This window comes from Rhodococcus sp. 05-2256-B1, assembly GCF_002258465.1.
GTDB lineage: Bacteria > Actinomycetota > Actinomycetes > Mycobacteriales > Mycobacteriaceae > Rhodococcoides > Rhodococcoides fascians.
The window spans coordinates 327607-351945 of the sequence record NZ_NOZA01000017.1 but is presented as its reverse complement, the minus strand read 5'-3'; the positions used below and the strand labels follow the sequence as shown (position 1 = coordinate 351945).

21 protein-coding genes are annotated in these 24339 nt (G+C 60.1%); 17 read left to right on the top strand and 4 right to left on the bottom strand.

The window, feature by feature from the left end; genetic code table 11:
- Positions 1–305: 305 nt before the first annotated feature.
- From CH285_RS28800 to CH285_RS09875, 6 genes are all read left to right on the top strand, one after another.
- On the top strand, positions 306–812 hold the full coding sequence (locus tag CH285_RS28800) for an Rv2732c family membrane protein (RefSeq protein WP_441347012.1): 507 nt from the start codon (positions 306–308) through the stop codon (positions 810–812).
- A complete protein-coding gene (locus tag CH285_RS09895) occupies positions 787–1548 on the top strand; it encodes a DsbA family protein (RefSeq protein WP_080729425.1) in 762 nt (253 codons plus the stop codon). Before CH285_RS28800 ends, CH285_RS09895 begins: the two co-directional genes overlap by 26 nt.
- A 65-nt stretch (positions 1549–1613) precedes the next feature.
- Entirely contained in the window at positions 1614–2144 is a 531-nt protein-coding gene (locus CH285_RS09890; RefSeq protein ID WP_080729424.1) for a vitamin K epoxide reductase family protein, read from the top strand.
- Between the two features lie 194 nt (positions 2145–2338).
- On the top strand, positions 2339–3706 hold the full coding sequence (locus CH285_RS09885) for a PepSY-associated TM helix domain-containing protein (protein ID WP_094643532.1): 1368 nt from the start codon (positions 2339–2341) through the stop codon (positions 3704–3706).
- On the top strand, positions 3703–4398 hold the full coding sequence (locus CH285_RS09880) for a DUF5134 domain-containing protein (protein WP_052053225.1): 696 nt from the start codon (positions 3703–3705) through the stop codon (positions 4396–4398). The genes CH285_RS09885 and CH285_RS09880 overlap by 4 nt, the downstream gene beginning before the upstream one ends.
- 208 nt (positions 4399–4606) lie before the next feature.
- A complete protein-coding gene (locus CH285_RS09875; RefSeq protein ID WP_094643457.1) occupies positions 4607–6454 on the top strand; it encodes a cytochrome c oxidase assembly protein in 1848 nt (615 codons plus the stop codon).
- Positions 6455–6767: 313 nt separating this feature from the next.
- Here CH285_RS09875 and CH285_RS09870 read toward each other — a convergent pair whose 3' ends face one another.
- Together CH285_RS09870 and CH285_RS09865 are read right to left on the bottom strand one after the other, a co-directional pair.
- A complete protein-coding gene (locus CH285_RS09870; protein WP_255032516.1) occupies positions 6768–8957 on the bottom strand; it encodes a heavy metal translocating P-type ATPase in 2190 nt (729 codons plus the stop codon).
- A 156-nt stretch (positions 8958–9113) separates the two neighbouring features.
- Positions 9114–9857 carry a zf-HC2 domain-containing protein gene (locus CH285_RS09865; protein ID WP_179271312.1) on the bottom strand — a complete coding sequence of 248 codons (744 nt, stop codon included), beginning with the start codon at positions 9855–9857 and terminating at the stop codon, positions 9114–9116.
- A gap of 74 nt (positions 9858–9931) precedes the next feature.
- Between CH285_RS09865 and CH285_RS09860 the strand changes: the two genes are divergently transcribed.
- Positions 9932–10507, top strand: a complete 576-nt coding sequence (locus CH285_RS09860; RefSeq protein WP_032389148.1) for a sigma-70 family RNA polymerase sigma factor — start codon at positions 9932–9934, stop codon at positions 10505–10507.
- A 17-nt stretch (positions 10508–10524) separates the two neighbouring features.
- Here CH285_RS09860 and CH285_RS09855 read toward each other — a convergent pair whose 3' ends face one another.
- On the bottom strand, positions 10525–10866 hold the full coding sequence (locus CH285_RS09855) for a winged helix-turn-helix transcriptional regulator (RefSeq protein ID WP_094643454.1): 342 nt from the start codon (positions 10864–10866) through the stop codon (positions 10525–10527).
- Between the two features lie 63 nt (positions 10867–10929).
- On the opposite strand from CH285_RS09855, the gene CH285_RS09850 reads away from it, so the two are divergent.
- The 10 genes from CH285_RS09850 (at position 10930) to CH285_RS09805 (ending at position 23028) form a co-directional block, all read left to right on the top strand.
- Entirely contained in the window at positions 10930–11772 is an 843-nt protein-coding gene (locus tag CH285_RS09850; RefSeq protein ID WP_032371916.1) for an NmrA family NAD(P)-binding protein, read from the top strand.
- A gap of 215 nt (positions 11773–11987) precedes the next feature.
- On the top strand, positions 11988–12218 hold the full coding sequence (locus tag CH285_RS28675) for a heavy-metal-associated domain-containing protein (protein WP_032371915.1): 231 nt from the start codon (positions 11988–11990) through the stop codon (positions 12216–12218).
- 249 nt (positions 12219–12467) lie between these two features.
- On the top strand, positions 12468–13418 hold the full coding sequence (locus CH285_RS09840) for an ABC transporter substrate-binding protein (protein WP_217900712.1): 951 nt from the start codon (positions 12468–12470) through the stop codon (positions 13416–13418).
- Positions 13415–14461, top strand: coding sequence for a FecCD family ABC transporter permease (locus CH285_RS09835; RefSeq protein WP_218829405.1), 1047 nt, complete (start codon positions 13415–13417; stop codon positions 14459–14461). The genes CH285_RS09840 and CH285_RS09835 overlap by 4 nt, the downstream gene beginning before the upstream one ends.
- Before the next feature lie 2 nt (positions 14462–14463).
- On the top strand, positions 14464–15246 hold the full coding sequence (locus CH285_RS09830; RefSeq protein ID WP_032371914.1) for an ABC transporter ATP-binding protein: 783 nt from the start codon (positions 14464–14466) through the stop codon (positions 15244–15246).
- Between the two features lie 166 nt (positions 15247–15412).
- On the top strand, positions 15413–16330 hold the full coding sequence (gene scoE / locus CH285_RS09825) for a (3R)-3-[(carboxymethyl)amino]fatty acid oxygenase/decarboxylase (RefSeq protein ID WP_032371913.1): 918 nt from the start codon (positions 15413–15415) through the stop codon (positions 16328–16330).
- Complete coding sequence (locus tag CH285_RS09820; protein ID WP_052066535.1) at positions 16327–16872, top strand: FcoT family thioesterase; 546 nt, start codon at positions 16327–16329, stop codon at positions 16870–16872. The genes scoE and CH285_RS09820 overlap by 4 nt, the downstream gene beginning before the upstream one ends.
- Complete coding sequence (locus CH285_RS09815) at positions 16869–18410, top strand: long-chain-fatty-acid--CoA ligase (protein ID WP_032371911.1); 1542 nt, start codon at positions 16869–16871, stop codon at positions 18408–18410. Before CH285_RS09820 ends, CH285_RS09815 begins: the two co-directional genes overlap by 4 nt.
- 75 nt (positions 18411–18485) lie before the next feature.
- Positions 18486–18722, top strand: a complete 237-nt coding sequence (locus CH285_RS09810; RefSeq protein ID WP_032371910.1) for a phosphopantetheine-binding protein — start codon at positions 18486–18488, stop codon at positions 18720–18722.
- Position 18723: 1 nt separating this feature from the next.
- The gene (locus tag CH285_RS09805) at positions 18724–23028 is read left to right on the top strand and encodes a condensation domain-containing protein (RefSeq protein ID WP_094643453.1); all 4305 of its coding nucleotides are present in this window, start codon (positions 18724–18726) and stop codon (positions 23026–23028) included.
- An 821-nt stretch (positions 23029–23849) separates the two neighbouring features.
- On the opposite strand, the gene CH285_RS09800 is transcribed toward CH285_RS09805, so the two are convergent.
- A complete protein-coding gene (locus tag CH285_RS09800) occupies positions 23850–24248 on the bottom strand; it encodes a VOC family protein (protein ID WP_032389140.1) in 399 nt (132 codons plus the stop codon).
- Positions 24249–24339 lie beyond the last annotated feature (91 nt).

Sequence of the window (24339 nt, the reverse complement as noted above, 5' to 3'; positions counted from 1 at the left end):
AGTTCGTCGCCGACTGCGGGGTCGAGCCGCACGACCGGATCGACCCCGCAGTCGTTCGCGCCCGGTCAGCCAATCGGGCGGATGCACATCGCTACTGTTCCGCAACCTGCAACCAAACAGTCGTTCTCGACCGCACAGTAGTTCCCGGCCACCCGAATCGAAGGTCTCCTCGTCTAACCGGTGAGTAACTGGGAACTTTTTGCGCCGTTGAACGACAAGTGAGTGCTGGGCCGGATCCAGACTCAGCATTGGCGCGACGGAGGAGGGACACATCTGTGTATGACGATCTCCGTGACTACCACACGATGTTCGAGTCGATAGAACGGCGCGTACTTCGCGGGGAAAGCGTGACCGCTCTCGAGCGTATCGGACTCACGCTCGGAGTCTGCGTCTCCATCGTCGGACTGTTTCTGCCGTATGTCGGGACTACCCGAGGGTGGTCCATTTTGGTCAATTCGTCGGCTGCGCAGGAAGAATCGCCAAATATCATAGCGTCGCTGGCGGTGCACGCATCGGTCGTATTCTGCGTGCTGTGTTCGGCCGCAGCCCTGTACTGCTGCGCACTCCCAATTACCGTCCTCACAGCTACCGGTTGCGCAGGGGCGACGTGCCTGTTGTCGGCGACCGTGTCCTCTCACATGTCACACACGGAGCCGTCGGGCCTATCCGGTCCGGGTCCAGGCCTGATTGCCGCAACCATCGGTGCCGCCGTTCTGGCCGGACTGTGGATGCGCGCAGCAGCACATTCCCAGTTTCAGTTCCTTCGAAAATGGCTCCGCTCGCAGAATGCTCACCACGAAAGAAAGATGTAACAGCGTGTCGAAAGCAAACAAACAGTACAAGAACCAGATGGCCGCTGCAGAGCACAAGCGAGATGTCCAGGTGAGAATTATTCTCACTGCAGTCCTGGTCATCTTCGCTCTTGCAGTCGGGTTTTTTGTAATCCAGGGACGAGACGGCTCAGCTGACGCCGCGGCACCTAGATCCGTCACGGACAGCGGCGCTATTCGCGCAGTTTCGCCGGACGTCGAACTCACAGAAGGAAGCGAAACGCCGAAGAGGGTCCTGACTATCTTCGAGGACTTTCAATGCCCGGTCTGCAAGAGCTTCGAAGCTGCTTTTGGAGGCACACTCGATGAGCTTCGTACATCGGGCGTGGCGGCAATCGACTACCATCCGATCGCGATCCTCGATCGTATGTCCTCGACCAACTACTCGACGAGAGCCGCCAATGCCTCAGTCTGCGTGGCTGATTCATCGGTCGATACCTGGCTGACGTTTCATTCCTCGGCGTACGCGCAACAACCTGCCGAGGGTGGGGAGGGTCTCTCCGACGAAGCTCTCGGTGACATAGCTACAGCAGCAGGTGCGCCCGACTCGGTCCGTGGGTGCATCGAGGATGGCCAGCACGAAGACTGGGTGACGTCTTCGACGCAATCAGTTCTCGATCGGGACATCAACGCGACACCGACTGTCCTACTCAACGGCGAAGCACTCGATTTGACCACTCCCGAGGCGCTGTCTGCAGCGGTACGCGCCATCCCGTGAGTATCGGAGAGGGTATTGCGGAGATCGCCCGTCAAAGGCGGAGATCTGCTGGGCGCGCATCGAGTATGGCTCTCGTCTTGGGCGGAGCGATTGGGCTGGTTGCGTCGCTGATACTGGTAATCGAACGCTTCGAGTTGCTGATGGATCCAACCTACGTTCCGTCGTGCAGCCTCAATCCCGTCCTGTCGTGTGGATCAGTCATGACATCGACGCAAGCAGCCGTGTTCGGGTTTCCGAACCCGGTACTGGGCATACCGTCGTTTACTGTGGTGCTGGTAGCCGGCATTCTTCTGGTTGCAGAAGTGCCGCTACCCCAGTGGTTTTGGCAAGGCCTTGCGATCGGCATGACTGCGGGTGTGGTCTTCGTCCATTGGCTCATCTTTCAAAGCCTTTATCGCATCGGCGCCTTGTGCCCGTACTGCATGACGGTCTGGGCAGTGAGTGTTCCGTTGTGGGTCGTTGCCGCTTCGCATTCGTTCAGCACTGAACCGGTGTTTCTGAGGCGGTGGAAGTGGACTTTCGTCGTGCTGTGGTTCACCGTGGTCGTTCTACTCTGCGCCGAGCGATTCTGGAGCTATTGGAGCACGCTGGTCTGATCAGCGTCGCACGCCGCGTGTGCGCCAACATGCGACGGGAACTTTCACCCAGGCGCATCCGACTACTGAGCGAAACACCGGATCTCGATGCGCACAGAAGGGGCAGTTACCCGATGCCTACCGGAGAGACCTTGCGAACGTCGGGTTTCGGCACTGAGTCGTCTGCGACACCGAAACCTTCTGTGCTGTCGCAGATGCGTCCGGTAGTACTCAGACTCCACTTCTACGCCGGAATTCTGGTCGGACCATTCTTGCTGCTCGCGGCAGTTACAGGCCTGTTGTACACCATCGCCCCTCAACTCTCGGACTATGTGCACCGTCATGAACTGACAGTAGATCGAGTCGGGGCGAAAACTGTGCCACTCGGGGAGCAAGTCGACGCGGCACGCGCCGCGTATCCGGAAGGCTCGATCGCACAAATTCGGCCGCCGGTCGATGCCGAGGGGACGACGCGCGTCGTGTTGGCCGTCGATGATGTGCCCGCCGGATACGGCCGGACGGTGTTCGTCGACCCTTACACAGCGGAGGTGCGCGGAGAGCTCACTACTTATGGTGAGTGGTTGCCTGTGCGTGCGTGGATCGACGAACTGCACCGAAATCTGCATCTGGGAGAGCTCGGTCGCAACTACAGTGAACTGGCCGCAAGTTGGCTGTGGGTGGTAGCGCTCGGGGGACTCGTGCTCTGGGTGGACAGGGTGCGACGACGCTCGAACTCCACTGCAGCTGCCGCAAAGGCCGCGCTCATTCCTGAGTTGAAGAAGAAGGGCCGGGCACGTGCACTGTCGTGGCACGGAACTGTAGGGGTGTGGATCATCGCGGCTCTGCTGTTGTTGTCTGTCACGGGGCTGACGTGGTCTCGGTATGCGGGAGAGACGATCGGGGATGTGCGAGCTGCGTTGTCCTGGACGACCCCCTCTGTCGCGACTGCACCCGACAGCTCGGCCGGTGACAGCGTGCACCACGCGTCCGAGGCAACGCAGGGATCCGACTCGGTCATCGACAGCGGTATCGGTATCGATGGAGTCGACGTCGCCGCCCGAGCTGCAGGCTTGCGTAGTCCGATGGAGTTCGTTCCTCCGACAGTCGCTGGTCAGGCATGGAAAGTGCAAGAGGCAAAGCGTGATTGGCCGACACGCTACGACTCGGTAGCGGTCGATGCCGTGTCGGGTCATGTGACCGACAAAGTCTATTTCGCCGACTGGCCACTGATGGCCAAGATGACGAATTGGACGATCGACGCCCATATGGGCATTCTGTTCGGCGTCGTGAATCAGATTGCGTTGGCGCTTACTGCCATCGGGCTGATCGCCGTCATTCTTCGCGGCTACCGCATGTGGTGGATGCGTCGCCCGGCCCGCGCAGTGGGGGTGCGCTTCGGGACACCTGTGCCGCGCGGGAGTCTGCGGCGAATGCCTCCGCTCGCGGCGACCGTTCTTGTCGTTGTTGCGGTCGCTATCGGGTGGTATCTACCCTTGTTCGGACTGCCTCTAGCGGTTTTTGTGGGCGTGGACACCGTGCTCGGTATGCGTAACCGCATGCTTGAAAGTCGGCTGCGCGCATGATCGCCGATGCTTCGCTGCGATGGATCTGCACTGCACTGTTCACGTTCGCCGCAGGATGGTGCCTGTTTCGCGTCGTCTCCGCCAGCGCGTCGAGTGTTCGCATCGGTCACGGGCTACATCTGTCGATGTGTACTGCAATGATTGCGATGGCATGGCCGTGGGGAGATAGCGTGCCACTACTACCGCAGGGTGTGTTCTTCAGTGCAGCGACTGTGTGGTTCACAGTGAGCGCGTTCGGTATACGCAGTGCCACCAAGAATTCGATTGCCGGTGCATCCGCTCATGGATCGATGACGAATATTTATCACGCGGTCATGATGGCCGCAATGGTATGGATGCTTGCCGTTATGGCGGGAGGGGTACCGGGCACCGTTGCCCATCATCACACAGTGGACTCAGTGCAGACCGAACTCCATTCGCATACAACAGGAATGAGCGCGGGCGCGCATGCGAATGCTGCGCCCGAACCTGCCTGGGTTTCGGCCGTCTCGCTCGCAGCGGCTTTGGCCTTCGGGGCTGCTGCAATCATATGGTTGCATCGAATGTTCGTCGTCGATCAACAAGTAGCGATGGCTCCGGCTGGAAGACGCACGGGAGCCACGACGCTACCCGGTTCACGTCTGGAGACGGTCTCGGCGTCGAGCGAGGTGGCGATGGCTGCCGGCATGGCCATCATGTTCGGTGTGATGTGAACGCCAGACCAACACACGCCCGCCCGGCAGAATTCGTGCCGACGTCGAACGAGGATCTGTGACAACTGCATTCCGCACTCACCAGCACGCAACTCGGTCGAGATGGGCGACTGGCGTTGTCTTAGCGGTCGCCGTTGCGCTGGTCGTATCGGTCACCGCTATATCGGGCGAGAGCAGATATACGGCAACCGGGGACTCGTATCCCGGAATGTTCACGTCCGTGGCATATGTCCTGCTGCGCTTCGTCGCTGCGCTCTCCGGTGCGTGGGCGCTGGGGTCGCTGTTCTTTGCCCTGACGTGCACACGTTTCACCCGCGCTGGTCGGGTCGGACCGGATGGGTACGCGGCCCTGTCGACGGCGGGCCGCGCAGGGGTGGTCTGGCTGGTTTCCGCTGTTGCACTGATTCCCTTGTCTGCTGCCGACGCAACCGGAATCGGAATCGGAGAGGCTGTGCAGCGTGGTGTCATTGCCGATCTGATCCCTCCGAACGAGGCTCCCAAGGCGTGGATGGTCACGGCGATCGCTGCGGCGATCGTCTCGATCGTGACCCGTTTTACTTTGAACTGGGTGCCGATGGCTGTCGCTGCTGCCATAACGGCAATCGGAGTTCTCCCTGCATGGGTCATCGGCAATGCTGGTCAGGGCCCAAATCATGACATCGCCACCAGCGCAATCATTGTCGCGATTCTGGCATTGTCGGTATGGACTGGTTCGACGATCAGCCTGAGGTCTCGGCTTCACCGCAATGTCGGCGAGCAAGCAACCGATTCCGTAGTGGCCGTCACCCGATACGGCGCGATCGCGATCAGTGCTGCGATTCTTACGCTGAGCCTTCTCTTAGTGGTGATGATCATTGTGCTGCCACTCGATTCAGTTCTCACGTCTTCGTACGGACGGCTTGCCATCAGCGTCGCGGTGTTGCTCCTCGGTGCATTCATCTCGGTCACTCTCTCAGGCCGTCGCAGACGCCGGTCGAAAGAGAGCGGGCCACCTTATCTGCTGTCTGACATGGTCTCTGTGTCCCTCGTCGTCGCCTGGGCCGTGATCGTCTTGATGGCTGTACAGCCGGCCCCGGCATTTTTGTCGGCTCCGTCCACGGTCTATGACATCTTTCTCGGATTCGAACCGGAAGGTCCCCCGTCCGTTGGTCAGTTCCTTTCTTTCTGGCGTTTCGATTTCCTCACCGGCGGGGCGGCGTTGGTATTTGCGGGGCTCTACGCGTGGGCAGTGATGTGCTTGAAGAGACGCGGAGACAAGTGGCCGGTTGGGCGCGTCGTCGCCTGGATGGCAGGGTGCCTAGCGCTGTTGATAGCGACCAGTTCGGGTGTGGGCGCATACGGATCGGCGATGTTCAGCGTGCACATGGGGGTGCACATGACGTTGAACATGTTCGTTCCGGTGCTGCTCGTCCTCGGCGGACCGATCACTCTCGCACTAAGGGCTCTGTCGCCAGTGCATGACGGTGGCATGCCTGGGCCGCGAGAATGGATCGTTCTGTTCGTACATTCGGCGCTCACACGTGTTCTCGCCAATCCCGGCGTTGCTGTCGGATTGTTCGTTCTCTCGCTCTACGCGGTCTATTTCAGTCCGATCTTCGATGAACTGGTGCGCTATCACTGGGGTCATGAACTGATGAACATCCATTTCATCATCACCGGTTATCTCTATTATTGGGTCATCATCGGAATCGATCCGGGCCCGAAACGATTGCCCCACCTCGTTCGCCTGGCACTACTCTTCGCGGTCATGCCGTTTCACGCATTCTTCGGCATAGCCGTGATGACCATGGATCGACTGATCGGCGGAGCCTTCTATCGCTACCTGGACCTACCGTGGGTGCAGGATTTGGCAAGTGACCAACGTTTCGGAGGTGGACTGGCCTGGGCGTCGAGTGAGGTGCCACTGGTACTCGTTGTAGTCGCGCTGGTCACTCAATGGGGACGCCAGGACAGAAAAACGGAGACTCGCGAAGATCGAGCTGCCGACAACAACAACGACGACGAACTCACCGCCTACAACGCCATGTTGGCCGAATTGGCTAGAACCCGGAAATAAGGGGCAAGCAATGGCTCGAGCAATCTACCTCCTCGTCCTCATCACTCTGATCGGGGCCGCAGCACTACTGGCCTCTCGCGCCACCAGCTGGCGCGATCCACACTGGGTTGGAGTTCTCGGGATAATCACGGTTACGGCTTTTTTCGCATACGAAATGGGACGCTGGACAACAAACTGAATTCGGATAAGAGTATTCCACTTTCTCAGAATTCTTCTCGGAAAGCTCCGATCGAGCCTGGATGCGGAATGTACCCAATGCGACACGGGGATCCGCGGCTCAGTGCAGACCCCGTGTTGCCTTGTTCGTCGATTGCTACTGCGCTCGGCGGTAACGGCGGAGGCGGAGACTGTTGGAGACAACGAAGAATGAGGAGAAGGCCATGGCAGCACCGGCAAGAAGTGGGTTCAGCAGACCCGCAGCAGCTATGGGAATGGCAGCGATGTTGTAGCCGAAAGCCCACACCATGTTGCCCTTGATGGTAGCGAGGGTGGCCTTGGCCAAACCCAACGAGTCGACAACCGCACCGAGATCATCGCGCACAACGATGATGTCTGCAGCACCGATGGCGACGTCGGTTCCTGCACCGATTGCCAATCCGAGATCGGCGGTGGCCAAGGCTGGTCCGTCGTTGATGCCATCGCCGACCATTGCCACCGTTCGCCCGGCTTCCTGAAGCGATACGACGATCTCGACCTTTCCTGCCGGCAGAACCTCTGCTATCACCTCATCGATCCCGACGGCGTCGGCGACGACCTGTGCGGCAAATGCGTTGTCCCCGGTCACCATCAGGGTCCGCAGCCCGAGAGCTCGCAGTTGCGCGATCGCGTCCGCAGCGGAAGCTTTGACCGTATCGGAGACGATCAGAACTGCACGCACCGTCTCGTCCACCGCGAGGTATACCGCTGTGGCCCCGATTCTTTCACTGTTGTTCTGCGCGTGACGCAGTGTGTCGGCAATGACCCAACCGCGGTTCTCGAACAACCGGCGCCGACCGATTTCGACGGAACGCCCGGCCACGAAACCTCGTGCACCCATTCCTGGCATCGCGGCGAAATCATCAACCACTGGCAGCACGTCGGCGCGCGCGCGGGCTGCGCCGACGATGGCCGCCGCGATGGCGTGTTCGGACGCGTGCTCTACCGCTCCAGCAAGGAGCAACAGCTCATCCTCGTTTTCGTCGGGCAGTGCCACGATCGACTCGAAAGTCAGTGCGCCGGTCGTGATGGTTCCGGTCTTGTCGAATACAACGGTGTCCACAGTCCGCGTGGCTTCCAGGGCCTGGTGACCTTTGATGAAGATTCCGAGTTGTGCTCCACGTCCAGAGGCAACCATCAGGGCAGTCGGCGTCGCCAATCCGAGTGCGCAGGGACACGCGATGATCAGGACGGCGAGGGCGGCGCTCACTGCCGCATCGACATCTTCGCTGCTGACGGCCCAGGCAACGAAAGTGCAAATGGCCAGGGCGAATACGACAGGGACGAACACACCCGAGATGCGGTCGGCGAGACGCTGAAGATCGGCCTTCCCCGACTGTGCAGCGTCGACGAGCCTGATCATTCCTGCGAGCGCAGTATCGGAACCGACTGCTGCAGCTTCGACAATCAGACGGCCGTCCAGGACCACGGTTCCGCCGGTCACGGCGCCTCCAGCGTACTTGTCGACGGGGAGCGATTCGCCGGTCATTGCGCTGGTGTCGACGCTGCACGCGCCGTCCACGACGAGGCCGTCGGCAGCGATGACTTCGCCGGGGCGCACGACGAACTTCTGGCCCTCTTTCAGCTCCGCGACAGGGATTCTGAGTTCTTCCCCGCTGCGCAAGAGAACCGACACGTCGCGAGCGCCCAACTGGGCCAGTGCCCGTAGGGCTCCGCCGGCCCGGCGTTTCGCTTTGGCCTCGAAATAGCGGCCTGCTAGGACGAAGACAGTAACTCCGACAGCCACCTCCAGGTAGATCGAGTCGCTCGAGACGATGGCGGCCCATACGCCGCGTGTTTCGTCAGCTGTCGAGTCTCGGACGAACATCGAGTAGATCGACCATCCGGTCGCTGCGGTGATCCCCGATGACACCAACGTGTCCATGGTGGTCGTACGGTGCCGTAGCCCTGCAATCGCGGCTCGATGGAACGGGAGCGCTGCCCATCCGACTACCGGAAGTGCGAGACCGAGGAGGATGAACTGCCAACCGGCGATACGGGTGCTGGGGACGACTGCAAACATGATCGACAGATCTGCCAACGGAATGAACAACACGAGCGCAACCACGAGACGTCGAAAGATGCTTCGAGTATGTTCGTCGCCTGCCGAAGTATCAGTGCTGGCATGGTCGACGAATTCCTCCGCCCCAAAACCCGCGGCGTCGACTACGTCGCAGAGTTGCTGGGGCGTCATCGAGGGCGGTGCCTCGATGGTGGCCACCGCAGTCGCGTAGTTGACCGAGGCCCGGACTCCGTCGATCTTGTTGAGTTTGCGTTCGATTCGGTTGGCGCAAGCACCACAAGTCATTCCGGACACGGCAAGTGCGATTCGCGGTGTATCGGAGTCAACGGGTTCCGAAACTCGTCCATCGTCGACTACATCGCTGGGGGGTGTTGTGACTGACATGCGATCGGTTCTTTCCTCGGTATCGAAAATGCGCAAGTGAAATTTGCACCCTGCGTACTAGGCCGCGGGATCGTTCGAATCACGTAAATGACCGCGTCGACGCCCATACCTTGCGCCCTCGGGAAGCTCGAAGTCGTCGGTGTCTTCCACCCGGCGATGCGGCGACGGTGAACCGTCGTCGACCTCGCTACGACGAACCATCGCGGTAACCAAGACACCGATAGCAATAGTGGCGTGCGATGCAACCCGTTCGGCGGTGACAGCTCCCGAAATCGTGTCGGTGATCACGAATGCGGCCAGCAAGACGGTGAAGGTAGCGAGTACCGGCATCAGCCCAGCAGTGGTTCTCGGCCGCCAGGCTGCTACCAGGAACCCGACACCGATAGCGACGTTCCATGCTGTGCTCTCGTTGAACAGGTGGCCCGCCATCGCATCTGGGCCCATGACCATTGCCTCACCGCTGTGGTCGTGGCCGATACCGAAGATTTGGGTGGCACCGAGCGCGAGCTGGGCTATGGCAACGACGGCCAGCACTGCCCGCCATGGATGATCTGTGACGACCCACCGCACGGCACGTTGTGGGCGGCCGCGCGGTATCGGTACGCCTACCGCGGCGAGAATTTCGGACGTCAGATCCGGGGTACGGACTGCCGAACCGATCCGCAGACCGCGGGTGGCCTCCGACGCCGCTGCGTACCACGCTTGGCATTGCACACAGCTATCGAGGTGTTCGTCCGTACGTACGGAGGGCACCGGCTCTCGCTCCCCGTCGATACGAGCCGACAGTGCTTCCCTGGCCAATGTGCAATCCACATCTACATTGTCGCGCAGGGCTGCCGTAAAGTTCCCGCTGCCCGTCCCCTACTCTGACGAACGTGAACTCGAGGGCCGACAGGGATGCGCGCACCACTGAGCTGGCTCTTGCTGCCGGCCGGGGGGACCACCGCGCTCTGGAGTCGTTCATCCGCGAAACTCAGCGCGATGTATGGCGATTCATCGCTCATTTGAGTTCTGTTGCGGCGGCGGACGATCTCACCCAAGAGACGTATCTGCGTGCGATGAAGTCGTTGCCGCGCTTTGCCGCGCAGTCCTCAGCGCGTACTTGGCTCTTGTCGATTGCCCGACGCGTGGTGGTCGACCAAGTGAGATCCGCGATGTCACGACCGCGACTTGTCGGCAGCGATGACTGGATCGCAGCAGCCGACACCGCCCATTCGGAGTCCTCGACGTCGACCAATCATTCCGAGGATCTCGTAGAGGTCCGTATGTTGCTCGCCGGACTTCCTACAGAAAGGCGCGAGGCGCTGATTCTGACGCAAGTTCTCGGCCTGTCTTACGACGAAGCGGCGCACGTTCTCGGATGCCCGATAGGCACCGTCCGATCCAGAGTCGCGCGGGCACGCGAGCAATTGGTCGCAGCCGCCCGGGCAGACGGAGAAAACACCGGGTAGCACCCCTCTCTTCAAGGTCAGTCCGATACTCCCGTGGGGACTGTCAAAGCCCACGCGTTCATGGCATCGAGGACAGGGCTGAGTTCGTGACCGAGCGGGGTGAGTTCGTAGATCACTCTCGGCGGAATCTCGGGGTACGCCGTGCGAGTCACGAGGCCATGCGTCTCGAACTTTCGCAATCGGTTGGTCAGTGTATGCGCACTGATGCCATCGAGCGCCGTGAGGAGCTCACCGAAACGTTTAGGGCCGGTGAGTAATTCGCGGACTACCAGCGTAGCCCATGGGCCGTCCAGCAGCGTGAGGAAGCGGGTGATACCGCAGGTTTCCGCAGTGCAGTCCTCGAACTTGATAGGTCGCATAGTGCACCACTCTACTGTTGGTGCACTTGATGTAACCGATGCATCATATGCATTAATGGGGACATGACCTACATAGTGCATGGCGCTTCCGGTGCCCAAGGCTCACCCGTACTGTCCGCCCTGGCCGCCGCCGGCCACCACGCCACCGCCGCAGTGCGCAACACGTCGGCGATCGGGGGCTCCTCAGTAGCAGTGGACTACACCTCCGTCGACTCTCTTGTGAACGCCTACACCGGGACCGACGGCATCTTCGTACACATCCCCATCGGCCCAGTCGAGGATCAAATGGCGTTCGCACACGCGATCGCCGATGCCGTGCGCCGTGCTCGGCCGGAGCGTGTAGTGTTCTCTACCAGTGGGGCCACCATCGATGAATCGGCCTCTCCGTCTTCGGCAGCCGAAATCTTTGCACACCAGCTGGCCGAGAGCGGAGTTTCGTATGCCGTGATCGAGCCAAGACTCTTTCTCGAAAACTTGCTACTACCGGTCTCGCTGGGGCCGGTGCGTGAGGACGGCCGACTGATGTACCCGATCCGCGACGACTACGCCGCGTCTTGGAGTTCTCATCTCGATATCGCTGATGTGGCGGTTCGCCTCCTGTCGGATCACTCAGTCTCGGGCATCGTGTCGGTCGGCGCGCTACCAGGTCTAGTGGGTGACGATCTGGCAAAGGGGTTCGCCGCATACTTTGCCCGCCCGGTGGCCTTCGACGCCATCACACCCGATCACTACGGCGACATGATCACTCCGCTTTTCGGCGAAGGCGCAGCGGGCCCGGTCATCGAGTCCTACCGTCACCGCGCGGCCCAGCCCGACGAGGTTATATCGCACGACAGGTCCGCCCAGAAACTGCTCGGCATCAGTCCGCGCAGTGTGCAGCAATGGTTGTCTGACCTCGGGGTATGAGCAGTCGCGGGCAGCACAGAAAGACGCTGGGGAGCGCAGCTGACAAGGAGTCGGCAGCCACCGGGAACTCGACCGTCACTCGCAACGACCTGTGACGAAGAACCGAGTACCGAACATCCGAACTCGAAGTCATCTGTCGATCGCCGCAGCGGGCGTGTGAGTTCAGTCGGTCACTGCTGCGATACCTCTCCGCCGAAGAATTGGAACACTCCCCTATGCCCTCATGGTCGCTTCGAGTCGATGGTCTGCACTGTCGAAGTTGTGTCGACACTGTCATCGACGAGATTTCCGAGATCCCCGGGGTCCGTTCGGTCACTGTGGAACTCAAATCCGGAGAATCCTCCGTTGTTGTAGTGGACGCAACCGAACACATCGCAGACGCAGTGGTACAAGCAGCGTTGCACGAGGGAGGCACATTCGACATCGTCGGCGGTCCGCCGGCATAAAGAATCACTCACAAGAATGAGCCATGTCACGGAACTTTTTGACCGGCCGACCCGACTACCTGGATGCATATAGAACAGGTCGCCCGATGAAAGAAGTTTGCTTTGCGCTCATACAATCGCTCACTCGGATGGACCGCACTCGCGGCCGTCGTATCCCTGGTCGGAATTAGTTGCGGCTCAACGAATACCACGGCGACCGAGACCGCCACAGGCACTCCCGCCGCAGCCGAGGGGACGGTGACGTACCCGTTGACCATTGACAACTGCGGTTACGAGCAAACTTTCACCGAACCTCCGAAGCGAGTGTTGCTGATGCAGGGTGCATCCGTCGGGGAGGTGGAGACACTGATTCATCTAGGTCTGGAAGATTCGGTGCTGGCCAACACTCAGCATTACGGCGTTTCCGATACCCCGGGAATGGTCGAGAAAGTCGATGCGCTTCCCACCGGAGACATCGAACTGAACGCAATGCTCGACGTTCCTGCCGAACAAGCGTTGGCGGCTAAGCCGGACCTGATCATCTCCACCTACTCCGGCGGTTTCGACAGCAAGTTCGGCTTCGCATCACGCGAGACGCTCGCCGACGCCGGAATCAATTCCATCGTCAACCCGGTCAACTGTGGTTATGCGAAGCCCGACAACGTTACGCCCGAGGAAGAAGAAGCGTATAGAAACGGCTCCGTCGAGTCCTCGCTCGAATTCATCGAACTGATCGGACAGATCTTCGACGTCGAGGAGCGCGCCGCGACCGTCAGCAGTGAACTGCGCGAGCGCATCGACGCAGTCCGGTCCGCTGTGGCCGACGAACCGAAGAAGAACATGCTCATCGCATTCCCGGATATGGCGATGATGAACGCCAACGGCCTTCCCGCGGTGTTCTCCGGCAACATCTACGACTCGGTCGTCGAATCCGCCGGCGGAGAACCGGTGTTCCGGGACGGAGGCTGGGGATTGACCTCCAGCCTGAGCGCCGAACAACTCGCCGCGGCCGACGTCGACACACTCGTTATCGGTGCCTACAAACCCAACGAGGATCTCGATGCAGAGGCCGCGAAGCTCTTCGCTGCATATCCACAATGGACAGCGGCGCAGAACAATTCCTACGTCAAGGTATCCGACGGCATCTACCTCGGACCGGCCAACGCCGATGCGATAGAAAAAATCGCCAAGGTTGCCCACCCTGACGCGTTTCAGGAGTGACGTCGGCTCTGCAACACACGCTACGAAATCGGCCGCTGACGTTGGTGCTGGCGCTATGTGTGGCCTTGTTGCTGTCAGCGGCCATTTCGGCAATTTGCATCGGATCCATACCGGTCCCACCCGCCCAGGTATGGTCCGTAGTTCGATACAAACTTCTGCACGTCGGACCGGTGCCCGATCCGTTGTACGAAATGATCGTGTGGAACCTTCGAGTACCACGAATCGCCTACGCGGCCTTGGTCGGCGCAGCACTGTCGCTTGCTGGTGCGGTGCTGCAAGGATTGGTGCGAAATCCCCTCGCTGATCCGTTCGTGATCGGCGTCTCGTCCGGCGCATCACTCGCCGCAGTGGCCGTGATGTCCTCCGGTACGTCATTGGCCTTGCGCTCACTCGGCGTGCCCGTGGCAGCGTTCATCGGGGCCATCGCGACACTGGTCATCGTCCTGTTCTTCGCGCAACGGGGTGGGCGTTTCACCGGGGGCAGGATTGTGCTGGCAGGTGTTGCAGTGGGGCAAGTGGCAATGGCGGGAACCACCCTCGTGCAACTACATTCGGAGCCCGCCGAAATCCGCGGCATGCTGTTCTGGATCATGGGTAGTGTCGCTGGAGCCCAGTTCGAAAATCTGATGCTACCGACCGCCGCCATCCTGCTGTCTGCGCTCTGGCTCGTCTTTCAGGGTCGAAACCTCAATGCGTTGGCAATGGGCGACGACGACGCAATCGCATTGGGAGTCAACGTCGATCGGTTGCGACTGCTCTTGATCGTAGTTGTCGCGCTGTTGACCGGAGTATCGGTGAGCATGGCCGGTGGTGTCGGCTTCGTGGGTCTGATGATTCCGCATATTGCGCGATTCGTCATTGGTGCCGACTACCGAAGGTTGCTGCCGGTAGCGGCCATTTCCGGTGCAGCGTTCCTCGTACTCATCGACCTTGCCGCAAGGGCCATAGATCCGCCGAACGAGTATCCACTGACGATCTTCACTGCGGCGTTGGGTGGCCCGTTCTTTCTGTGGTTGCTCAAACAAAGCAAAACGGAGGCTTGAACTTGAGAGTCATCGTGTCTGCCGTCGATATCGATATCGACGCGCACAAAATCCTGGACTCCATCTCGTTCGAGGCCCAGTCGAACCGAACGACGGCCCTGATCGGTCCGAACGGGTCTGGAAAGTCGACTCTGCTTCGCGCCGTCTACCGAGCAGCGAAGCCGACCATGGGGACCGTACTGATCGGTGACAGCGATATCTGGCAGACACCGGCGAAGGCCGTCGCCAGACAACGCGCAGTGGTCACACAACATCAAGGTGAAGGCACGGACTTCACCGTCCGCGAGATCGTCGCGATGGGCCGCTCGCCCCACAAGGGATACTTCGAGACGGACAACGACACCGACCGCCGCCTCATCGACAATGCGATGTCGACCGTTCACGTGTGCGAATTCGCTCAGCGACCCTTCTCCACACTCTCCGGAGGAGAGCGCCAGCGCGTACTACTCGCCCGGGCGCTCGCCCAACAAGCACCCGTCATCATCCTGGACGAACCCACCAACCACCTCGACGTCCGAGCTCAATTCGAGCTCCTGGACTTACTGGAGAACCTCGAAACGACTGTTCTGTTGGCTATGCACGACCTCGACCATGCACTTGCACATGCAGATACGATCGCCGTCCTCGATCGCGGAAGGATCGTTGCTGTCGGGGAGCCACGCGCGACCCTCACACCAGCGCTGTTGCTGGAGGTATTCGGTGTCGATGCCCTCGTCATCGACCATCCGATTACCGGACGTCCCCATGTCGCGATGGCTCTGCCGCCCAGCAGTCGCCACACCTGATCGATCGCGCACACGTCCCTCGATCACCTGTGATCGATCCGTACCCGATTCTGCGGAACTAACCAGCCGAAGTGCCCGACTACTCCGGTAACTGCTCTTCCACGTCGTGCGTTTGCCGCAGAGGCCGCTCAATCCTTGTTCCGTTCACCGAAAGCTCGAGGTCCCCATGCTCGTCTCGCCACAGCCGAACGTGACGCGAGGGGTCCAAGTACACGGATTCCACCCCAGCACAGCTACCGAGTCTGAGGTGTCGACGATCCTCGAGCACATCTATCGGGACAAAATTGTGCTCCTGAAAGAGCAGGAGCTCGACCACGACGAATTCGTCGCTCTCGGTGCGTTGCTCGGAACCCCCGCTGTGTACTACGAGTCCATGTATCACCTACCTGGTCATCCGAAGATCTTTGTCTCGTCGAATCACCCATCGGGTGGCAGCCGAATCGGGGTTCCGAAGACCGGAAAGTTCTGGCATTCCGACTACCAATTCATGCCGGATCCGTTCGCGATCACCCTGATCTATCCGCAAATACTGCCCGAACGAAACCGCGGCACATATTTCATCGACATGGGAGAAGCCTTCCAGGATCTGGATCCTCGGATCAAAGACGTTGTTGTTCTGTCTAATTCGTGGCACAGCTCACGCAGATATGTCAAGATCCGGCCGTCGGACGTGTATCGCCCGCTGGGCGAGATCGTCGCGGAAGTCGAAGCGAATACACCACCGCAGATGCGGCCGACCGTGATCGAGCACCCGGTAACCGGGGAAGCAGTGCTCTACATCAGCGAGGCTTTCACCTACGCGATCGAAGACCGTGACGGAGAAGCTCTCCCCGCCGAACTGCTCACCGAGCTTTTCGGGACATCAGGCCAACTCGATTCGACGTTCACCCACCCAAATATCTTCCTGCAGACCTACGAACCGGGGGATATTCTCCTGTGGGACAACCGATCTCTGGTACATCGAGCACTTCACACCTCCTCGAACGAACCGGTCGAGTCTCATCGAATAACGGTGCACGACGGGCATCCGCTCAACCGGGTCCGGCACGCGGGTGTTGATCGCGGAGAGGCGGCAGTGAAATGACATCCACAACTGGCGCGGCGGCCGATACAGCGAACCACTCCGCCGCTCTTCTCGAGCGCGCCATGCGCCCGTACGCAGGTAAAGGATGTATCTATCTCGAGCGAGCATCGGTCGACGTGCACGACGGCCTCGCAGTGGGGTCCGGACAATTCTCGATTGCGGAGTCTTGTTACATCGACGACACCGGCCACTTCAATGCCGTCGAGTTCAACATTTCTTACAACCAGCTCTTCTACTACACGCTGGCCGCGTGCATTCAGGACAACGTCCTCCCCCAGTTCTCGGGGTGGACACTCGAGGACTACTGGCCCCGCCAGCTGCCCAACATACTCATCCACCGCATGAGCACTAACTATTCGCGGCCCATCGACCCGCGATCGTATCGAGCCGAGATGACGATTACCGACATCGGATTCCGTCACCGTTCCCGCGCTGTAGTGACCGTCGAAACGCACATCGAGTTCAGTGACGACAAAGGCGGCCGGGCGACAGGAGATGTCTCCGTGGCTATCATCGACCCACCGGCTGGTCACCAAGCATGAACAGGATCTCTACGCCCGACACGCTGCATGTCGGACTTACATCTTGGGCACAGCGCTACCCAGATCGAGTGTCGCTGACATGCGAGGACGAATCGGTCACCTACGAAGAACTCCTCGGACGAAGTCTGCGAGTCGCAGGCGCCCTCGACGAGCTCGGTGTCGGCCCGCACGACCGAGTTGCGTACCTCGGCCGTGACAGCATCGCCTTCTACGAAATTCTTTACGCGTGCGCGCACGTGGGGGCCGTGCTGGTTCCGGTGAATTGTCGACTTGCCGCAGTCGAAGTGAATTTCGTGGTGAAAGATTCCGGCGCGCGAGTGCTGTTCACCGATCAGCCCACCGCGGATCACGCGGCCACCGTTCTGCACTCGATCGACACGAGCGGGGCACCGTTTGCACAATGGCGCGATGCGCAGCGACCGTTCCTACCGGCCGGTGCCGTATGGACACGCGATGATCCCGTCGTCCAGATTTATACCAGCGGAACCACAGGCCACCCCAAGGGTGTCGTTCTGGCACACCGAACATTCTTTGCCGTCCGCGAACTTCTCGACGCCGCCGGCCTGGACTGGATCGACTGGAAACACAACGATATCAATCTCATAGCGTTGCCTTCGTTCCACATCGGCGGACTCTGGTGGGCCACACAGGGACTGAATGCCGGCGTCGTCAACGTGATAATTCCGTCGTTCTCCGCCGCAGCTGCGCTTGCCGCGATCCGCAGCAGACACATCACAACCACCTGCCTGGTACCCGCAATGATGCATATGATCATTTCCGAAATCAGTTGCAGTAAAACTGATTTCCGCTCTCTACGTAAAGTCGTATACGGCGGATCACCGATCGGGCGAGCGCTGCTCACACGCGCGCAGACGATGTTCGACTGCCACTTTGCACAGATCTACGGACTCACCGAGACCGGCAACACCGCACTGTGCTTGCCACCCGCCGAGCACGGTGTCTCGATGACCCGAATCGAGGCTGCAGGCCGCCCCTACCCCGGCATCGAGATTGCAATCGTCGATTCCGACGGCTTGCCGGCCCCGGAGGGAGACATCGGCGAAATCCTGGTCAGCAGCCCGGCCCGGATGATCGAGTACTTCGATCGCCCAGACGCTACCGCCGACACGCTGGTCGATGGATGGATTCGAACCGGGGACGCCGGATACATCGATTCCGAGGGGTTCCTGTTCATCCGTGATCGAGTCAAGGACATCGTGATCGTCGCCGGAGAAAACGTGTACCCAGCGGAAATCGAACGCGCGTTGACCGAACACGATCACGTGCGCGATGCCGCAGTGATCGGCATCCCCGACGATCGCTGGGGTGAATCGGTGCTCGCTTTCGTTCAGCGCGAACCGAAATCGCGCCTGTCCATCCGAGAGGTAGCCAACCATCTGAACGGCCGGATAGCTCCGTACAAGATGCCCGCCCGGTACGAGTTCATCGAGTCCATTCCGCGCAATGCCAGCGGAAAAATACTCCGGCGCTCTCTACGGGAGCGGTACTGGACCGAGAACGAACGTCAAGTGAATTGACCGATCTGCTGGAGAGCAACCCGAATTCTCGCTGCAGGCCCGAACCGCAACTCAGAACGAGGCGACAATCGATCGATGGAAACCCCACCATGTCGAGCCGACGTGAACGCAGCAATAGCCGACGTATTATTCGTCGACCCGACCGAGCTGACGTCATCGACCGACCTCGCTGACCTCGGTCTCGAGTCGATACGTCTGCACTCGCTGATCGAGCACTTTCGATCTGCGGGAGCAGACGTCACATTCGCCGAGCTGGCCGAGGATCTGCACTTGGCGCATTGGTACCGGGTCTTGACCGACGAGAGTTCGTGATATGCGACTCGAACTGACCGGTGCACAACGAGGCATACTGAAGGCTCAACAGCTCGATCCACAGAACCCGGCGTTCAACATCGCCGAGTACGTCGATTTTCTCGGGGCACTGAACGTCGATCGCTTCGTCGCAGCTCTGCGCACAATGATTGCGGAAACCGACGCGACGCGACTGACTGCAGTTACCGACAAGGAACGCCTACATCAACGAGTAGGGAACCGCGCAGACGTACCGGTGGACGTAGTCGACCTCACCGATCGTCCTGATCCGGAACATGACGCGTTGGAAATCATGCAGGGCGACGTCTCGACTCCCCTGAACCCAGCGGTGGACACACTGTGCCGGCACATCGTGTTCCGCATCGGATCCGCTCGCTTCTTCTGGTATCACCGCGCGCATCACTTCGCACTCGACGGATACTCGTTCGCGCTGATCGGCGCTCGCGTGTCGGTGTTGTACCGTGCAGCTTCGGCTGGGCGTATAGCACCTGGCGCGTCCACCCGATCACTGGCCGATGTGATAGCCGAGGACCAGAGCTACGTCCATAGCGCACAGCGGCTCACCGACCGCGTCTACTGGACATCACTACTCTCGGGCTCCTCCTCTGCACCGACGTTGTCGGATCGAAACAGACTGCCGTCGAGCACATTTCGCCGCTCTGTCATCGATTTTCCCGAAGAGCAGTTCGTCGCCCTGGCCCAAGCCTCACGCACCGCACGAGTTGTATGGTCGGATCTACTGCTGGCAGTCGTCGCCGCGATGACTGCGTGCGAGACCGGCGCCGCGGACATCTCGCTCGGGGTCCCGGTCAGCAATCGACTGGGTTCGTGCGCAGCCGAGACCCCGTGCATGATCCTCGGTGCCATCGCCGTGCCCGTGCGAGTCGAACCCGCCCACTCCGTAGCTGCGATCGCGCGCACGGTCTTCGAACAACTACGCCAGTCGCGCAAACATGCACGCTATCGGTACGAGGACCTCAGAGCAGAAACTCAGACCCTCGGCGGCGACCGCCGACTATTCGGTCCGGTCGTGAACATAATGGCCTTCGACTACGACCTGAACCTTCCGGGCATCAGTGCGACAGCCCACAACCTGACGCCAGGACCCGTCGAGGACATCACGATCGACATCTACCGCCGCTCTACCGGGAGCGGTTTGACAGTATGCATCGACGTCAACCCCCGGCGCTACGACGACGTCCACCTTGCCCGGATCCACCAACTCCTGACCACCATGATCACCGCCGCAATCGCAGATCCACACTCACGAACGGACGATCTGAGCCGCATAATCGTACCTGTTGGTCCAGTGCCGTCAGACACCGAATCTGCCGATGTGATGGAGTCGATCGCGGACCTGGTCATGGAAAACCCGGCTGCGCCAGCACTGGCAGGCACCACCGGATCGACATCCTTCAACCTCACCAGGCGTCAGTTGATGCAAGCAGCCAACACCGTCGCCGATGCAGTTCGCACTACGGCACCGACCTCGAAACTGATTGTGTTCTATCCGATGGGAAATGGGCGCGACATTGTGGTGATGCTCGCGGCGCTTCTGCTCGGCACGCCCTATATGGCGCTCGACGCGAATGCTGCAGACTTCGCTCATCGAATGGCCACCGTCAGGCACCTCCACCCAGCGGCTGTGTACGACAGCTCGACACGGGCAGCCACCACCAACACCGTCGCTGACGCAACGCCCGTGCAATACCCCGCAGAACAACCGGATTCGGAAGATCGAGTCCTGTCGCACGCTTCCACCGGTGATGCGTACACAATCTTTACCTCAGGGTCGACTGGAACCCCAAAGGCCATTGCCGTCTCGAGGCGCAATCTGAACGCCTTCATTGCCGGAGTCTCCGCACAATACTGTATCGACCACCTCGACCGAGTGCTGCAGTTCGCGCCGTTGCATGCAGATACCAGCGTCGAGGAAGTGTTCCTCACGCTGACCGCAGGTGCAACGCTGGTTGTGGCCAGCAATGACGACAAGCGATCGTTGGGCTCGCTGATAACACTGGTACGTAACGAACGCATCACTGTCCTCGATCTGCCCACTGCCCTGTGGCATGAACTCGTGGTCGGCCTCGAGCGACAAGCCCTGGATCTACCCGAATCGGTTCGGATGGTAATCATAGGCGGCGAGGCGGCATCTGCTACACATATTGCGCGGTGGCACGAATTGGCCGCTGACCGGCACTGGACAGTTCGATTGATCAACACCTATGGGCCGAGCGAGGCGACAGTAGTAGCCACGACCGCTGAACTTCGGCCCCAGGACAACCCAAACGACGGTGTCCCGATCGGGGGTCCTATCTCGACAGTCGGTGCATTTCTTCTCGTCGACAACGTCACGCCGGACGACGGCTCTCGTCGGATCGGCGAGTTGTGCCTGTACGGCCCTACCGTCGCACGGGCATACACCGCAACGGACAGTGAGAACGGAAACAACTTCGGCACAGTGGTTCTCGGCCGCGGCACCGGCGATGAACGCTCGGTCCATGCATACCGGACCGGAGATTTGGTCAGCGCCTCGGACGACGGACTGCTGAGGTTCATCGGACGGACCGACGACCAAGTGAAGATCAGTGGTCACAGGGTCGAGCCCACTGGAATCGACAAGGCGATCGCCACTCTTCCCGGCGTCGCGAATTCGGCAACCGTGATCGCACGTCGCGGTGGCATCATGCCGACCATTCACAGCTTCGTTGTAGCCTCGGATTGCGTACTGAACTCCGGGGACATCGGGATTGGGCTCAACGGGCTTCTACCCACAAGCTCCAGGCCGAATTCGATTACGATAGTAGACAGCCTGCCACTCACCGGGAACGGAAAACTGAATCGCGCAGCGCTCGTGGCGATGGTCGACCGCACACCGACCGAACTCCCGTCGACTTCGGCCACACACGACACCGAAGCCGCGATCGTCGCTGTGTGGGCCGAGGTGACCGGCACCGCCGAGATCACAGCCGATTCCGACTTCTTTCTTCTTGGCGGGCACTCGATGCACACCATTGCCGCTGCCAACCGACTCAGTGGTGCGCTAGGTCTCGATGTTCGACCCGAATTGATTTTCACAAACCCGACCGCCCGAGGGCTTGCCCGCGAACTCGACACCCTGATGCCGTCGGGGACCTCGTCCAGGCGACAGCGAACAGCGATGATGGACGATTTCCGAACTTTGACGCGCATCAAGTCGTGGTCCAAGGTGCACCGACTCCACGCCAGAGGCCTTGGTCGACACGTACTGCTGACTGGCGCGACCGGATTCGTAGGAATCCACGTACTCCGAGAACTACTGGCGCACCCGGACGTGACAGTCACGGTCCTAATCCGAGGGTTAGGAGGGGAAAATCCACGAGATTCGCAGCGCAACCGCATTCTCCGGCAGTGCGAACCGCTGTCCGCGAACGAGATTGGACGATTGATGCAAGATGTGCACATCATTCCTGGCGACCTCGCAGCCCCTCGTTTGGCATTGAGTGACGAACAATGGGGTGCGTTGGCCGAAAACATCACCGACGTGATCAATTGCGCTGCAGTGGTAAGCCCGCTACGGCCCTATACGAGTGTTCGACCGGTCAATACTGTTGCAGTGTCAGAACTGCTCGCACTGTGCCGTGACAGCGGCGGGGCCACATTTCATCAGCTATCTACCGTAGGGGTCGCGTCCGACCAGCCAGTTCACGAGTTCATCGAAACCAAGAACCTGCCGGGATATTTGGCCAGCAAGGCCATCGCGGAGGAAATCGTCCGCGCAGCGGAACTCGCTGGTTTGCCGGTCTCGATTATCCGGCTTGGGCGAGTGATCGGTTCGCGAAGAACTGGTGCCGTCAATGCCGAGGACACCTTGTGGACCGTCCTGCGGGCATGTGCGGCCATCGGCTCCTATCCTGTGGTCGACGTCGCCGAACCGCTCAGTTGCGTCGACGACGTTGCGGCGGCAATCGTGGCTCAGGTGAAGGACTCATCCGTTGACGTGGGTATCGTCCGCACTCTGGGACCACCGAGTGCTACGCCCTTCGTGGATATCGTTCGCGCGGTCGGGTTGATCGATCGATCCCATCACGGCGTGGAGATCGAGCAATGGCAGGCGCTCGTTGCAGCGTCCGATCACATTGCGAGCGAACATAAGCAGCTGATTTCAGCTTGGTGCTCGGTGGTAAGACCTGCTCGCATCGTTCCTAAAAGCGACATACCTATCACAACGGACATCGACGGATTTTGCTACCTGTTACCAGTGGTATCGGACACAGAAATAGAACGACTTGCCGATCGCGATCGCCAGTTTCGCACCCGAACCTGAAGCACCAATCGTTCTCGGTTGGTGAACGGAACTGCGCCGGCGAGTCCAGAGACTTCGGATTGAGTGAGATCGATCGGCTGCTTGAAGGTGAAGAACTCGCGTTGAGTGGATTTGTTCCATCCTCACCGGCGACATGTTGCCGGGGGGTCGTGGCTGGATCCGCGGAGGTAGTCCGCGGTGGCACTTCATTGGCGGGCCGTCGCGTCACCGCCTGAGTGGTCTATTCAGCTCGGTTTCGCAAAGGCCGCCGACGCACTCTGGGAGGGAGTCGACTTTGGCGTCCCCGACGGTCCCGATGGACGCATCGGTAATCCATTTCGTCGAGACGTCCAGCGAAGCTATTGACGATACTGTCTTCCCCAGTCTTTGTGACGAGTGAGCCCGCCAGATTAGCCACGCCTCCGCTGCGCGGAACTCGGATCGCTCGGTTGATCGCGTCGAGAACTACGGTGCTGTCATGTGGTTCGGGGCGTTGCACCCTAAGAGAGGTTGGCCGTCGATGACAAACGCGACGTACACTCAACCCGCCATCGTGCGGACATAAGAAGTCGGCAACCACAGCACTTTCGATGCCGACGGCTCGAAGTGTGCGGTACACCAGATCTTTCGCGCGGGCGGCTTAGTGCCCGACACTGTTCCGAGTGGCTACGGCCGCACAGTCCTGGAGCCTGCCCGAAGCGCTCGACGTTGCAACTTTGCTTCCGCTGCGCAATGCTATCCGCGCCTTTGCCTTGTAGACGGGGGTCGCGATCGAGGACTTAGAAGACGAAGGCAACCCGTGATGCCGATCCGGCAGGGGCCACGGCTCGAGGTAGTCGCGCTTACGCGGGTGGCGCGAAGAACTCGAGTGCGACGTTGTCCTGGTCTCGGAATGAGATACCCGAACCGTAATGGGCGTGCTTGATGCCGGAATGTTCGATCTGGAGCTCGGTCAACCTTTCTCGCCACTGGATCAGTTCTTCCTGGGAGCACCCGAACGCGATATGATCCAGGCCTGTTCGCCGTTCGTCGAACGGTGCTTCAGCCGTCGAACCGTGGTGTGTATGCAGCCCGAACAGCATGCCGTCGGCGAGCGCGAAAACCGAATGATGGAAGCCTCCCGACTCTTCGTCTTCGTCCAGAACCGGGCGGGAATCGAACAACCGCGAATACCATTCGACGCTCCGCTCGAGATCCGATACCGTTATCGCGACGTGGGCCAAGCCTGGAAAACTGGGCATATTAAATCAACCTTTCGTAGGGGCGTCTGCACTACTACGAAGCTATTCGATGCAGTCGTTCGGGAAACGCGTAATGCCCGAAAAACTGCCC